This is a genomic window from Wolbachia endosymbiont (group B) of Ischnura elegans (assembly GCF_947251585.1).
In the GTDB taxonomy this organism is placed as follows: domain Bacteria; phylum Pseudomonadota; class Alphaproteobacteria; order Rickettsiales; family Anaplasmataceae; genus Wolbachia.
In genome coordinates, this window is sequence record NZ_OX366371.1 from 1,502,979 (window position 1) to 1,517,381 (window position 14,403).

Genomic DNA, 14,403 nt, shown 5'->3' on the forward strand with positions numbered 1-14,403 from the left:
AGTAAGACAAAAAAATCACATAAAATCTTCATTATGTATTATATTACATTCCTCGTGTTCATCACTGCCGCTTGTGTAAGCTGTTGCATTAATGCTATCTTCATTGTTATTTAACATATTATCCAACTTTCCTTCTTTTTCAAGATCCATCAATTTGTCACATCCAGCAATATGATGTACATAATCACCATTTTCATCAGTAATAAAAATTTGTGGAACTGTCCTGACGTTATATTTTGATTTTATACCGTCAAACAAATCCGAGTTTCTAAGTACATCAATTTCTTCGTATTTCACACCTTTTTCATCCAATAACTCTTTTGCTTTCTTGCAGAATGGGCAGTACTTCTTCACATATATTACAACTTTTCCTTTAGTGTTTTTCACGATTTATCTCCATAGTTTATAAAATACAACTATTATATATAAAAAATATATATAAAATATCAAATTGTATGAAAATTATTTACAACTGTGAGCAAGGGATAAAAGATAATGTGGCACTAACTTTCGGAAATTTCGATGGCGTTCATTTAGGACATAAGTTTGCAATTTCCAATCTAAAGAAGGTAGCACAAGAAAGAGGATTACCCTCTGCAGTTTTAACTTTTGAGCCTCACCCATCAACTGTTTTATTTAGTAGGAACAATTTTAGGTTAATAGATCAAGAACAAAAAAAGGAACTAATCAGCAGCTATGGTATAGATTACTTGTATATTATTAATTTTAGTAGAGGTTTTTCTGAGGTTAGCTGCGATGACTTTATTGGTAAGATTTTGGTAAAGAAGTATGGTGCTAAACATATAACTGTTGGAGAAAGTTGTACTTTTGGTCACAAACGATTGGGTAACATATTAACTCTAGAAAAATATTCTCAGATGTATGAATATTCTTTAACTAAATTAGAGCCATTGATAATCGATAGAAAAATTTGCTCTTCTTCCTCAATCAGGGAGTGTTTACAAAAAGGAGAAATAGAAATTGCTAATAAATTGCTTGGTAGGTCTTATCAAGTTTCTGGTATTGTAACAAAAGGTGCATGTAGAGGTAGAGAAATAGGGTTTCCAACCATAAACATTCCGATAGAAGATTACATGATAAAACCTAAGTTTGGTACATATTACGCCAAAGTTGCATTTTCTGAAAATAGTTCAAGTTGGCTATATGGAGTAGTCAACATTGGTATGAGACCTACATTTAAGGACTTAAAAAAACCTATAGTAGAAATGCATATATTTGACTTCAACGAAAATGTATACAATTTTAAGGTTGATATACAACTTTTAAAATTTATTAGGGCAGAAAAAAAATTCCATAGTATTAACGAATTAACAAAACAGATAGATCGTGATATAATGAAGGCTTACCAGTTAAAGATAAATTTATGAAAAGGATATGTTTAGTTATTATATTGATTATAGTATCATTCGATCAAACAAGTAAATTGTATATAAACTCTTTGATTGATGAGGGGGAGTCAATCGAGATTACTAGTTTTATGAAATTAGTTGAAGTTTGGAATTCAGGAATTAGCTTTGGAATGTGTAGTACTCTGCCGCATGGCAGCTTCTTTTTTTCAGCATGTTCAATATTAATAATTGGTATACTTGCATACTTGATATATAAATCTAATGATAAGTCAATTTACCTTAGTTTTTCTCTGATGATTGGTGGAGCGATCGGAAATGTAATTGATAGAATCTATTGGGGAGCTGTATATGACTTCATATATTTTCATATCAATGATTGGTATTGGCCAGCCTTTAATTTAGCAGATCTATCTATAGTTTGTGGAATGTGTACATTGTTATATAAGTGGTATATATATGATAGGTCTATCTCTAAGCAAAATGAGGAATGAAATAATGCTTCGCAAATTCTTTAGTTTTTTTATACTATCTGTGTTTTTTTTCATTTGTCCGATTTCTTTGGAAGCTGAAATCATAAAGCATGCTAAGCTCAGTAACGGATTGGATGTTTATGTAGTACCTAATCACCGAATTCCAGCTGTTTTTCATGCAATAATATATAAAGTTGGGGGAATGGATGACCCAATTGGCAAAGCAGGCTTGGCTCACTACTTTGAACACTTAATGTTTGAAACTACAGGAAAATTTAAAGACATAGAATCCACTTTGGGCAGCATTGGGGCCCAATTTAATGCTTTTACCACTAAAGAATACACCTGCTACTACGAATTAGTTCTCAAAAAAGATTTACCACTAGCAATGGAAATTGAAGCAGATAGAATGGGCAATTTTGATGTTACTCAAGACAAAATAGATAGAGAAAAAAATATCGTATTAGAAGAAAGAAAGATGAGATTTGATAATAATCCTGAAGCTTTACTATGGGAGGAAATGAACAGTGCATTTTATCGTAATGGCTATGGTAGGTCTGTTATTGGTTGGGAGAGCGATATTAAAACTTACAATCAAGATGACATAACAAGGTTTCATGATAACTATTATCATCCAGGTAATGCTATACTGCTCGTTGTTGGTGATGTAGAATTTGAAGAAGTAGCGGGATTAGCAAAGGAAAAATATGGTGCAATTAAAGCTGAGCCTGTAGTTAAGCATTATCCGAACCAAGATTCAATACATAATGCAGATATATCGGTAATTTTAGAAAGCACTGAAGTAAAAGAGCCAGTTTTATACTTTCGCTATAGTGTTCCTTTATTTGAGCAAATAAGTGAAACTTTTCCTGTTGATTTGGCAGTTGATGTTTTGGGGAATGGCAAGTCTAGTAAGCTATATAAAGATTTAGTTCTAGATAAGAATGTAGCAGTAGAAGTGTTTGCTTATTATAATAGCTTAGCTTTTAGTAATGGTTACATTGAGATTCGGGTAACTCCAAAAAGCGGGGTGAATTTGGATGCTGTTGCAAGAGAGTTAGAAAATTCTATTAATCACTTTAACTCTGAAGGAATAACAAGTGAAGAGTTGCAAAGCACAAAGTCTAAATACAAAGCAGCACAGTTTGATAATCTATCTGATTTAACTAGTGTAGCAATGTTTTATATACCACGTCTAGCACTAGGTATCCCACTTGATGAAATAGACATTTCATATAGCAAAATTAATGATGTCAATCTAGAGGATGTAAATAATAAAGTTCACGCTATCTTTTCTACTAATAAATTAGTTGGTCGTCTACTACCAAAAGGAGGTAATAATGATGAGAATAAGTAAGTTTGTATTTCTACTTTTTTTTCTGTCCGGTCTTTAATTTGCAGGCGAGCAGCTACCTAAATATAGAGGAGGTTACTACTAATAAAGGGCTTAAGTTTTTGTTTGTTGAAAACCTTGATCTACCAAAAGTTTCACTCAATGTATCATTCAAAGATGCAGGTTGTGTGTATGAAAGTGCAGAAAAGCAGGGGCTTGCTTGGTTTACTTCTCTTGTAATTCAAGAAGGAGCAGGAAAAAATGATGCCAAAGATTTTGTAAAAAAGCTTGAGGATAAAGGAATTAGTTTAAATTTTACTGCTGGTTTAGAAGCATTTAGGGTTTCATTAAACACTTTATCTGAGAATCTAGAGGATGCAATTTCACTACTAAGTGATGCTATAATGCGTCCTAAAATTGATCCTGAAGGATTGAATAGAGTTTTTGAAAAAGCCAAAGTAAACTTTAATAATTTTGAAAAAGATCCTTATTTTATTGCTGCAAAAGAGTTGGATACGTTGTTGTTCAAAAAACATCCTTACTCAAGAGATCCATATGGAACTCTAGACACTATAATGAGCATTACTAGAGACGATGTTTTAACATACATAAAGCGTAGTTTTACTAAGGATAATATCGTTATTAGTATTGTTGGTTGTGCAACAAAAGAAGAAGTTAGTACGCTGCTCGATAAATATTTATCTAAGTTACCATCAAAAAGATCGAAAGTTAGGAAGGTATCTGTAAAAAATGAATTTGGGCCTTCAGAAAGTAAGAGCGTTTTTATGGATATACCACAGAGTGTAATACTTTTTGCTCAAAAAGGCATAGCATATGAAGACCCTAATTACTATAATGCTAGTGTTTTGATTAATGCGCTTGGTGGTATGAGTCTAAACTCAATACTGATGAAAGAGTTGAGACAAAATCTAGGTATTACTTATGGTGTTAGTGCACGTAATGTTCCTAATAAGCATGGAAATATTATATCTGGATTTATGAGTACTGATAGTTCCACTGCTAGCAAAGCTATATCAGCAGTAAAAGATACATTTAGCAGAATAAAAGAGGAAGGAATTGACGAACAATTATTCAAGGATGCAAAAACCAGTTTAGTAAATAACCTTATCTTCTCTTTTCTATCCAATAATGCGAATACTACCCCTACAACAACATTGCAAGCATTGATTTTTTTCCATATGAAAAGAGTCTGGAAGCTCTTTTACTCTAAACACGATGTTTACATCCTCAAAATTAATCTCAATTCGCTTAACTAACGTTCTAATAATATCACGTTTAGTTAGCCAGTCTGCATTATTAAGACTTGAGTTAATACTAGAGGAAAACCCCTCTAAATTTGTTACTACTAGAGTTAACTCTTGTGTGAGTTTTTTCTGATCAAATATCTTTTTCTTTTGTTCTTCAACCATTTTTAAGTTTTGTTTCATTGCTTTAATTCTTGGCTCAAATTCTTCTTGATCAATATATTCTTGAGCATAACTATCAATTAACCTTGCAATACCTCGTTTTAATTTATCTTCTTGTGTTTCAAGCAAAGCGCTTTTTTGATCTAGTGGTGATTTTTTAAGTTCTGAAAGTCTACGTTTATACTCCTCTAATATTCTATTCGGATTTTTTAATAGATGTTTCACCTCTTCCCACACAGCCATGTCTAATGTATCTGTACGAATTAATTTGTTGTTACACATTTTATTACCGCCAAAACGGTATGAATCCGTGCCAACACAACGATAATATACCTGATTATTAGTTTTTTTCCCCTCCTTATTCCTTGCAGTGCTAGTACCATAATATGCATAATTGCAAAGCTTACATACTACTAAACCTTGCAATAAATGTCTTGCTCCTCTTTGTCTTGTTCTTGCTATTTTTCTATTCTCAGCTAATTGTTCTTGAACGATTTCAAATAAATCTTCGCTTACTATACTAGGTACTTTAATATAAATCCAATCCTCTTTTGGAACAGGATAAGTAGAATAATTATCTTTTGGATGCTCGCAGGAGTTTTTTTTCGGTCTTATATGTTTTAGTTTTACGCCAAACCTTGTTTTACCAAAAGCTGCTTGTCCTTTATAAGCAGAGTTTTTTAACATACTCAAAACTACAGCCCTATCCCAATACTCTTTTCCAGTTCTCGTCATAATGGACATAGCACTTAGCCTACGACATACTTCTCCTATACTGGCTCTTTCTCTTCCTACCCAAGAGAATACTTTACGAACAACTTCAGCTTCTTCTTCATAAATCTCAAATAAGGCCTGTCCTGTTTCTGTATTTTTGTTTATATAACGATAGCCATAAGGAGCAGCACTCATTACACTTATACAACCCTTATTTGCTGCATAAATCTTTCCTCGACGACTTCGTTCCATGATTTTTGCACGTTCGTATTCTGCTATCATACCTTGCATTTGTAATAGTAATTGAGATTCTGGATGGCTTTGTTGCATAGCTAGTGTTGGTTGAGGTTATTGTAAGGAGAAAAGCTTATGGTTACTAACGCATTTTGTTGTAAAATAGGCATTTTTCAAACAAGTATAACTTATGCCACAAAAAATGAGAGTAAGTAACCAAAGAGAATATAATGAGTTTCTAAAAAAAAGAGGAAATGTTTTTCATTTTGTTAATCAAGCCATAGAAAATTGGTATGAAAATAGTCCAAAAGTTGCAGGTGGCAATAACACTTATAGTGATAAAGTTGTAATTTTAATACACATAATAGTTCATCTTTTTAGAATTGGCTTGAGACAAGCTGTAGGTTTTGTAAAAGGTTATATGGTACAAATAGGCAAAAAACTTAAGATTATCAGCTATACACAAGCTTCCAGAAGATTTAAAAAGCTTAATTTGAAGATTGATGACCATAGAAGCAATAAAGATGATCTGGAAAATGTTGAAATTGCCGTAGATAGCACTAGAGTTAGTATCTACAATAATAACGGTGGGCATAGTAAGCTTAATATTCGAAAAAGAAAATACAGTGGTTATGGTCAAGTAAGAAAATTACATGTTATTTTAAACATAAATGATAAGAAAGCAATAAGCATGAACTACACTAGTGGTGTTGCTGTAGACTATTTGCCGGTCTGCGATATGTTAGAAGAAGTCAGTGATAAATATAACATTTGTTCTATTCGAGCAGATGCGGCTTATGATATAAAAAGTGTGTATAAAGAATGCAGAAAATACAATATTGTGCCTATTATTCGCCCTAGGAAGGATACTAAAATTTGTTTAGCTGACTACTTATCAGAAAGAAACAAGTATATTAGTAGAATTAGGTCATATGAGAATTATGAAGATGGTATTAATGAATGGAAGAAAAAAGTTAAGTATGGAGCACGGTCTTATATTGAAGTCTTTTTCTATAGGTTGAAGCAAATATTTGGGTTTGGCTTGAAAAATAAATCAGAGGTAAATCGTGAAAAAGAGCTGTTAATTAAGTGCTACTTACTGAACAAATTTACTGATATTGGTATGGCTAAATTTAAATTAGCTGCGTAAGTTCATTGTGATTTACATGCCTATCAGTGCTATGCAACAAAGCCATTCTGGATTATCGCTAATTTGATAATTTAAAAAAATGACTTCCACTCCTAATTTCTTAAACTCTTCAAGTAATATCATCTGATATGCATACTTACGAGATAAACGATCAGGAGAATGAATATAAACCTTATCAATGTTACCTTCTGCTATTTTATCACGTAATTTTTCCAAACCAGGACGGATTATGTTAGAACCACTATAACCATTATCAATAAATTTATATTCATTTAATAATTTATGTCCATCCATACTAATTTGATTCTCTATAGCAGCAATTTGGCTTGCTATTGTATCTTCTTGTGCTTGCCTCCCTGAAGAAACTCTTGCATATAAACTAACTGTTACCATTTTACCGTCCTCAAATCTACTTTCTTATATTCAGAGTTTTCTTCCTTTTTGCTCGCTTTTATTGGTTTACTTAACACTAATTTTTCATATGCATCTAATAGATACAACTCTGCTAATCGATTTACTTCATAACTACAACTAATCCGCACTATTAATTTCTTGTTGCCCATGAGCTCTACCATATATTATCCATCGAGACATATGGTTATTTGATCATTAGCTCTATAAATAAATTCAACTCTCCGTTCTTTTTGTAGAAGCTTTCGAGAAATAGTCTTCTCAAGTTTCAGGTTTATTGCAATATTGTTGGCGGAGTCCCAGCAACGTTACTGGATAGTATGCAGATAGATGATCGTGATATTAACCATATAAATAATTATGCAAATATCATTAATGATGTTCAATTGGAAAAAGTAAACAAGCTGGCAAGTTCTTTACTGAATCCTGAAAATTTATTTTTTGTTGAAGTTGGAAGAAACGCTCAAGGTCAATAGTTAATACCTTCTGCTATTGATCTTACTGCTTTTACATAACACTTATGCTCTTCAGCTAGAATGCGCTCTGAGAGACTGTGAACATCATCATTTGGTAACACTGGAACAGTAGCTTGAGCGATTATGGCTCCAGCATCAATTTCAGGAGTAACATAATGCACAGTACATCCTGTAATTTTTACACCCGCTTTCAGAGCTTGCTCCTGAGCATTTAGGCCCTTAAATGACGGAAGTAAAGAGGGATGAATATTTATAACTTTGTTATGCCATTTATTCAGGAAATTGGCCTTTATAATTCTCATAAACCCTGCAAGGCAAATTAAATCAACCTTATGTTGAACAAGTATTTCATGAATTTTATCAGTATCAAGTGGCTTATCTTCAACAACAAACGCTGAAACTCCTGCTTGCTTTGCTATTTTAAGGCCTCCAGCTTCACTATTATTTGTGATAACACACACAGTTTCAGCAGGGAAATTCTGATCTTGACATGCTTCTATTAAAGCCTGCATGTTTGATCCTCTACCTGAAATTAGTATTCCGAGTTTTATCTTTTTCATTTTAGTGCAGCCGTAAGAATGGATATTAATAAAATAGCTCAAAAGGAAAGTTTATTTTAGAATAAATACTATTGTGTAGCAATATTTTACACTGCTGGATAACATGGAATTAAAGAAATCATTCAGTTTGAAGTAACTTTAACATTTAATTTTAGGAATATTATACAATTTATGGTAAATAAATGCATATTTTTATGGCTGCGTTATTATTTATTTAACAAAGTATTAGTATAATTTACTACACTGAATTAAATGGAGAAAATTCAATGAATAAATTACCAAGCAATGCAAAAACAAGCAAGTCTCAGGTTACTCAGTGGGAGGTAATAAAAAATTGTGAATATTCTGATAATTGTTTATCAAAAGTAGTAACTTTATACGTCATTAAAATGGCAGAATTATCAGATATTTATACGAGTAATGAACCTGAAATTAATACTATACTTACAAGAATAAGCATAACAAGTGAAAATGCATTTTTAAATAAGGTTGTTGATATTGAAATTATGGAGGGCATTTTTCCGTACAAATTCAACAGCAAGAAGAAAAATAACATATCAAGGCTAGAAGATTTGTACAATTATTTATGTTCTACTGTTATTGATAGCCTTCCAAAAGAAATGCTTGAAAGCCTAAGAAGAGAATACAGAGACGCTGTTAACTTATTTAAAGCAATTACTTAACTAGGTGTAGCATTTTTAAGACTTTACCTTCTATTTCAGAAATGCCACTTTCAAGATCTTTATCTATCAAACATATGGTAGATAAATATGTTTTCTGCTTCTTTTCAACATTGATAGTTAAAGTTCCAGGAGTAATCGTAACCGAGTTAGCAAATAATGCAATGGTCTTATCATTATGTCCTATGCATTCTCTTACAATAACAATTGGCTCAACTGTAGATTTGAATCGTAGCACCTTTTTTGTTACATAAATACTTGAAAAAATAATTTGGTAAATTAGCCAAGGTATATAACTTATAAGCTGATAAAGTGACAGCCTACCACTATCATTTAGAATTTGACTAAGGGCACTTTCAGCATCAATTAACCTTTTAAAGATAATCAATGTGAACACAGAAGAAAATACTCCACAGAGAATAAAAAAAGGCTCAAAATAACCAGACAATGTAATCCATAGAGAAGACAAAATCACAAATGATAGAGAAAAAAACTTAATATTTTGCCTGACTTTCATGATTTGGAGTATAACTTAAATGATTTTTTAGGAAAATAAAAAGTTCTTGATTTTTGTGTCAAAGAACATAATAACCAAGTTATTTTAATAAGTAGTGGAGATTATGACGCTTGATGATTTTCTAAAAATGCTTGAAGAAATAAATGATACTTCAGGTTTAAGCAAGAACAACATAGTTGAACGAATAAAAATAAAATTAGAAAGAATTGATTTACGGAGGTGGGAAGATAGTGGATTTAATATCAATCATATATTCACTACACATAGTGATCTAGATCCTGTAGAAACTACATTGTTGCATTTTGCTGCTAAGAGTGGCTATGAGAACATAGTAATAGCTCTAATTGAATATGGAGCATATGTTGATGCATGGGACAGCGATGGATGCACTCCTTTACATTTTGCTGCTGAATGGAACCACAAAGGCATATTAGATATTTTAATTGAAAGTGGAGCAAATGTTAATGCGTGGGACAATGATGTATGTACACCTTTACATCTTGCTGCCGAAGGTGGGAATGAAAGTGTAGTAAGAGCTCTAATTGCATGTGGAGCAGATGTTAACGCGCAGAACAATGATGGACACACTCCTCTACATTTTGCTACTAAGAGTGGCTATGAGAACATAGTAATAGCTCTAATTGAACACGGAGCATATGTTGATGCGTGGGATAATGATAGAAATACTCCCTTGCATTTTGCTACTAGAGATGGCAATGAAAATGTAGTAAGAGCTCTGATTGAGCATGGAGCGTGTGTTAATGTGTGGGATAGTTGTGGACGTACTCCTTTGCATTTTGCTAGCGATCATGAAAGTATAAGAGATATTTTAATTGAAAGTGGGGCATATGTTAGTAAACAGAACAATAATAGATATGCTCCTTTACACTTTGCTATTGAATGGGGCTGCAAAGATGTAATAAGTTCTTTGTCAGGTAATGCTAGTCCTAGGGCTGAAATGGCAGTAGGAAGAGTGGAACAAATTACACTTGCAGGAAGATTGGAGCTTTTTTAACCAAACTTGCATTTACTGAGATAATTGTTTTGTTATGAATTAAACCAAAAGTTCTGTAATATATTGAAGCTTAAAGATATCTTTAGATATGGAAGTTATTGCAGAAAATAGAAAAGCAAGGTTTGAATACTTTATCTTAGAAGAATTTGAAGCAGGTATGATACTCTTAAGTAGTGAAGTGAAATCACTAAGGGAAAGAAAAGCAAACATTTCTGATGCTTACGTTACTGAAAAAAAAGGTGAAATATGGCTAAACAATATGCATATCGCAGAGTATAAAGCTGCAAACCAAAAGAATCACAAGCCAAAAAGAGAACGTAAATTGCTTTTGCATAAAAAAGAGATAAATAAGCTAATTGGTCAAATCAAAACCTCTGGAATAACTGTTGTGCCACTTTCTATCTATTTTAATGATAAAGGGTTGGCAAAAACTAAAATTGCTATTGTTAAAGGAAAAAAACTCTACGATAAGAGAGCAACTATAAAACAGAGAGAGTGGGACCGTGAGAAAAGTAGATTGTCTAAGAATAATTTGTAGTAAAATATGTCTTTAAGTCCAGTTATTTTTAGCATCGGTCCTGTTTCTATATATTGGTACTCTTTAGCATATGTTTTGGGTATAGTTTTTGCATATTGGTATTTACATAAGCTAGACAATCAAAAAATATTTACTAAGAATTTTTACGATTCGTTATTAACAGCCGTTATTATAGGCATTATCCTTGGAGGTAGGCTTGGGTACGTATTGATATATGATCCAGTTCTCTATATAAGCAATCCTATCGAAATACTAAAGACCTGGGAAGGAGGTATGTCATTTCATGGCGGTGCTATAGGAGTTTTGCTTGCAGTAATAATCTCCTGTAGAAGACATAACATTCCTATATTTTACACACTGGATCTAATTTCTTGTGGAGTTCCGATAGGTTTACTTCTAGGCCGCATAGGTAATTTTATAAATGGAGAGTTATTTGGCAGGGTTACAAATATGCCGTGGGGTATGGTATTTCCAGAAAATGGTGATAATTTATTGCGCCATCCAAGCCAACTTTATGAGGCATTTTTTGAAGGAGCGCTACTTTTTGTAGTTGCAAATTCACTGTTTTTCTTGACTAGAGTGAAACTGTATTACGGTGCAACAACTGGTATTGCAGTTATGTGGTATGGAATAGCACGTTTTGTGGTTGAATTTTTCCGCGAGCCAGACTATCAAATTGGCTATTTATGGTTCAATTTAACTATGGGACAATTTCTTTCTATACCTATGATTTTGCTGGGAATGCTTATATATTTAGGTGCGTTGAGCTTAAGATTTAATACGAAATCTGTTCAATAGAGAAAAGGTAAGTTTAATCGAAAAATATAGTGGAAGTTTATTTATTCCATACTATGTACAATTATGTGAATTTTTTGTCTTGCAGAGAATAAATGTAAGACCAGCAAACCGTAACCGTTCACGGATTGTGAGAATGAATTAAAGAACTAAGCAGTGACAGCTACTAGATTCTGTAGCTTTTGAAAGGGGTTCTGGCCATTTAGACGTGATGTCAAAAATATCGACAACATTCTTTCCACGAATCTTTCTCCACGTTCTGACCAGGTGAAAAAGCTGTTTTTACGATAAATTACGTACCGTCTAATTTGCCGTTCTGCAAGGTTATTAGTTGTTTCTATCACTTCAGGTTTTCTTAAAAACTTCCACATCATATCCTCAGATCGTAACATCTTAGCGGCCATTCTTGAAGCTTGAGTGCTATTTGCAACCCTCGTCATTTTACGTAAAAAATGTTTTACCCTTTTCCGAATTTTTCGCACCAGTCGATAAAATCTCAAATTATCTATCAAATTTTGTTTTTTTGCCTTATCTACTACAAACACCTTATTGCTGAGCGATTTTAGTGCTTGGCCAATTTTGCTCACTTCAACATTTTTACTATGGGCAAATCTCTCAAAATCTCTTGCCAGATGTGCCCAACATATCTGTCTATTTTCACGATTGAAGTAATTGTATACAGCGTATCTATCGCTCACAACTATACCATCATATTCTGGCAGTAAACTCTTCAACACCTTCTTACCACGAGACTCGCTTACCTTCAGAAGTGTCAACGCTTTGTTTGTTATTACCCAACTCCAGCCTCTCTTTCCTTGATTTCTGTGCCCTGTTTCGTCTATATGCAAATACTCGCTTCCTTGCAACTCTTCCTTCATTTTCTCATATTCAGATGCACACTTCTTCGATACCCTGCGTTCAGTATTTGAGACTAAACCAAGGCTTATATTTAGATTAAAAATACTGCCCAAAATTTGCTGTACCTCTCTTTTTGAGTTAATAAAAAAGCCGCTAAGGCTGCTTATAACTGTTTTAGCATTGGGTCCTAGAAAATCTCTTGCAACACCTTCGGGTAAATTTGCTGTAATTCTTTTATTACATACTCTTATATGTTAAAAACAAGTCTTTATAAATGTCACGAAATGGCGGTATAAAGACACGCAGAGAGGAGGAACCGTACATACTCTTGGTCATAAGGACCGTTTTGCAGCAAGGTTCTCCTGTAACCGTTCACGGAATATTCCCAATTAGGCAGGAATAGCGACTAAATTCTGTAGTTTCTGGACAGGATTCTGATCATTCAAACGTGCAGTCAAAAATATCGAAAGCATTCTTTCAATGAACTTTTCTCCACGTTCTGACCAAGTGAAAAAACTATTTTTACGATAAATGACGTACCGTCTAGCCTGACGTTCTGCAAGGTTATTGGTTGTCTCGATCAGATCAGGATTGCGCACGAATCTCCACATCATATCTTCAGAACGTAGTATATTGGCAGCCATTCTCGAGGCCTGAGTTCCTTTTGCAACCCTTGTTATCTCTCGCAAAAAATGTTTCACCCTTTTTCGAATCTTCCTCATTAACCGGAAAAATCTTAAATTGTCTATCAGGTTTTGTTTACGTGCTCTATCTACCACAAATACCCTGTTGCTCAGCGATTTTAATGCTGCGCCAATTCTGCTCACTTCAACATTTTTACTGTAAAAAAACCTTTCAAAGTCCCTTGCTAAATGGGCCCAGCATATCTGTCTGTTTTCACGATTAAAGTAATTATACGCAGCATACCTATCGCTTATAACTATTCCATCATACTCTGGCAATAGCCCTTTTAATATCTTCTTTCCGCGAGATCCAACTAACTTCATAAGTGTTGCTGTTTTATTCGTTACTACCCAACTCCAACCTTTCTTTCCCTGGTTCCTATGGCTTGTTTCATCTATATGTAAATACTTGCTTTTCCGTAGCTCTTCTCTTATTTTTTCGTATTCAGATATACATTTTTCTGATACTCTACCCTCGGTCTTTGATACCAAACCTAGGCTTATATTCAGATTAAATATGCTGCTCAAAATTTGCTGTACTTCCCTTTTTGAATTGATAAAAAATCCACTAAAACTGCTAATTACTGCTTTTGCATTAGCTCCTAAAAGATCCCTTGTCACACCTTCAGGCAGACTAGCTGAGATCCTTTTCTTACACGCCTTACAGTAGCCTTTTTGTAGCCTATATTCAGTCACTATCGGTTTAATTTTTGGCAATTCAACCTTTTGATGCACAGTTTCTTCTTCTAAAATAACTTGGCTTCCACACATGCAAATTGTATCAATTGAACATTTTACCACCTCATCTGCTACCATCAATTCCCGCTTGTGCGCTTCATGTCCTGGCTGCCCGCCTGGTTTTTTATCGCTCTTCTTTTTTGTCTTTTTGCGATATACATCTTGCGATGGTGGCAGCGATGAATTTTTTGAATTTAAACCCAGCTTATCCTCTAGCTCAATTATTTTTGTCCTTAACTTATCATTCTCTGCTTTCAGAGTACCAACTTCTGACTCCAATACCACAATCTTTTCTTGTAGCACCTCTATCATCAACCCCTCATCTATCTAGTTTATTGTTTTTTATACTAATTATGCAATTTTTGTAAACTACTTTCTTATACCGTGAATGGACAAAGTTGATAAGCCTAAACGCCATCATGTCTTTAGGAGAG

At 33.5% G+C, this 14,403-nt stretch carries 16 protein-coding genes and 2 pseudogenes; 10 read left to right on the plus strand and 8 right to left on the minus strand.

Annotated features, from left to right (window positions below; translation table 11 throughout):
- Positions 1-15: 15 nt before the first annotated feature.
- Positions 16-387 carry a glutaredoxin gene (locus OPR58_RS07685; protein WP_265022392.1) on the minus strand — a complete coding sequence of 124 codons (372 nt, stop codon included), beginning with the start codon at positions 385-387 and terminating at the stop codon, positions 16-18.
- 68 nt (positions 388-455) lie between these two features.
- On the opposite strand from OPR58_RS07685, the gene ribF reads away from it, so the two are divergent.
- The 4 genes and pseudogenes from ribF to OPR58_RS07705 form a co-directional block, all read left to right on the plus strand.
- Positions 456-1,388, plus strand: a complete 933-nt coding sequence (gene ribF / locus OPR58_RS07690; protein ID WP_264375688.1) for a riboflavin biosynthesis protein RibF — start codon at positions 456-458, stop codon at positions 1,386-1,388.
- Positions 1,385-1,861: a signal peptidase II gene (lspA, locus tag OPR58_RS07695; RefSeq protein WP_007301940.1), complete on the plus strand. Its 477-nt coding sequence runs from the start codon at positions 1,385-1,387 to the stop codon at positions 1,859-1,861. Before ribF ends, lspA begins: the two co-directional genes overlap by 4 nt.
- Before the next feature lie 4 nt (positions 1,862-1,865).
- Complete coding sequence (locus OPR58_RS07700; RefSeq protein ID WP_265023185.1) at positions 1,866-3,197, plus strand: M16 family metallopeptidase; 1,332 nt, start codon at positions 1,866-1,868, stop codon at positions 3,195-3,197.
- A pseudogene (locus tag OPR58_RS07705) lies at positions 3,184-4,333 on the plus strand (M16 family metallopeptidase); the annotation flags it as partial. The gene OPR58_RS07700 and the pseudogene OPR58_RS07705, both read left to right, overlap by 14 nt.
- Here the strand turns inward: OPR58_RS07705 and OPR58_RS07710 are convergent.
- Complete coding sequence (locus OPR58_RS07710; RefSeq protein ID WP_320109885.1) at positions 4,313-5,644, minus strand: recombinase family protein; 1,332 nt, start codon at positions 5,642-5,644, stop codon at positions 4,313-4,315. The pseudogene OPR58_RS07705 and the gene OPR58_RS07710 overlap by 21 nt on opposite strands.
- A gap of 94 nt (positions 5,645-5,738) precedes the next feature.
- Between OPR58_RS07710 and OPR58_RS07715 the strand changes: the two genes are divergently transcribed.
- Entirely contained in the window at positions 5,739-6,698 is a 960-nt protein-coding gene (locus OPR58_RS07715) for an IS5 family transposase (RefSeq protein ID WP_265022212.1), read from the plus strand.
- A 12-nt stretch (positions 6,699-6,710) separates the two neighbouring features.
- Here OPR58_RS07715 and OPR58_RS07720 read toward each other — a convergent pair whose 3' ends face one another.
- Positions 6,711-7,091, minus strand: coding sequence for a recombinase family protein (locus tag OPR58_RS07720; protein ID WP_265022244.1), 381 nt, complete (start codon positions 7,089-7,091; stop codon positions 6,711-6,713).
- Positions 7,085-7,273 carry a hypothetical protein gene (locus tag OPR58_RS07725; protein ID WP_038249248.1) on the minus strand — a complete coding sequence of 63 codons (189 nt, stop codon included), beginning with the start codon at positions 7,271-7,273 and terminating at the stop codon, positions 7,085-7,087. Before OPR58_RS07725 ends, OPR58_RS07720 begins: the two co-directional genes overlap by 7 nt.
- Positions 7,274-7,411: 138 nt before the next feature.
- Here OPR58_RS07725 and OPR58_RS07730 point away from each other — a divergent pair.
- Positions 7,412-7,585, plus strand: a pseudogene (locus OPR58_RS07730) (insulinase family protein); the annotation flags it as partial.
- Here the strand turns inward: OPR58_RS07730 and purN are convergent.
- Positions 7,579-8,145: a phosphoribosylglycinamide formyltransferase gene (gene purN, locus OPR58_RS07735; protein ID WP_010402201.1), complete on the minus strand. Its 567-nt coding sequence runs from the start codon at positions 8,143-8,145 to the stop codon at positions 7,579-7,581. The pseudogene OPR58_RS07730 and the gene purN sit on opposite strands and share 7 nt — an antisense overlap.
- Before the next feature lie 266 nt (positions 8,146-8,411).
- Between purN and OPR58_RS07740 the strand changes: the two genes are divergently transcribed.
- Positions 8,412-8,828, plus strand: a complete 417-nt coding sequence (locus OPR58_RS07740; protein ID WP_007301944.1) for a hypothetical protein — start codon at positions 8,412-8,414, stop codon at positions 8,826-8,828.
- Here OPR58_RS07740 and OPR58_RS07745 read toward each other — a convergent pair.
- Positions 8,821-9,342: a Na+/H+ antiporter subunit E gene (locus OPR58_RS07745; protein WP_006015458.1), complete on the minus strand. Its 522-nt coding sequence runs from the start codon at positions 9,340-9,342 to the stop codon at positions 8,821-8,823. The genes OPR58_RS07740 and OPR58_RS07745 overlap by 8 nt on opposite strands.
- Positions 9,343-9,445: 103 nt before the next feature.
- Here OPR58_RS07745 and OPR58_RS07750 point away from each other — a divergent pair, with 103 nt between their 5' ends.
- From OPR58_RS07750 to lgt, 3 genes are all read left to right on the plus strand, one after another.
- Positions 9,446-10,357 (plus strand): ankyrin repeat domain-containing protein, encoded by a 912-nt coding sequence (locus tag OPR58_RS07750; RefSeq protein ID WP_265022393.1) that lies wholly within the window; start codon positions 9,446-9,448, stop codon positions 10,355-10,357.
- Positions 10,358-10,445: 88 nt separating this feature from the next.
- Complete coding sequence (smpB, locus tag OPR58_RS07755) at positions 10,446-10,895, plus strand: SsrA-binding protein SmpB (RefSeq protein ID WP_015587785.1); 450 nt, start codon at positions 10,446-10,448, stop codon at positions 10,893-10,895.
- Positions 10,896-10,901: 6 nt separating this feature from the next.
- On the plus strand, positions 10,902-11,693 hold the full coding sequence (lgt, locus tag OPR58_RS07760; RefSeq protein WP_010402205.1) for a prolipoprotein diacylglyceryl transferase: 792 nt from the start codon (positions 10,902-10,904) through the stop codon (positions 11,691-11,693).
- 146 nt (positions 11,694-11,839) lie between these two features.
- Here the strand turns inward: lgt and tnpC (OPR58_RS07765) are convergent, their stop codons facing one another.
- Complete coding sequence (tnpC, locus tag OPR58_RS07765; protein WP_320109902.1) at positions 11,840-12,799, minus strand: IS66 family transposase; 960 nt, start codon at positions 12,797-12,799, stop codon at positions 11,840-11,842.
- Between the two features lie 138 nt (positions 12,800-12,937).
- Positions 12,938-14,281: an IS66 family transposase gene (tnpC, locus tag OPR58_RS07770; protein WP_265022247.1), complete on the minus strand. Its 1,344-nt coding sequence runs from the start codon at positions 14,279-14,281 to the stop codon at positions 12,938-12,940.
- Between the last annotated feature and the right edge of the window lie 122 nt (positions 14,282-14,403).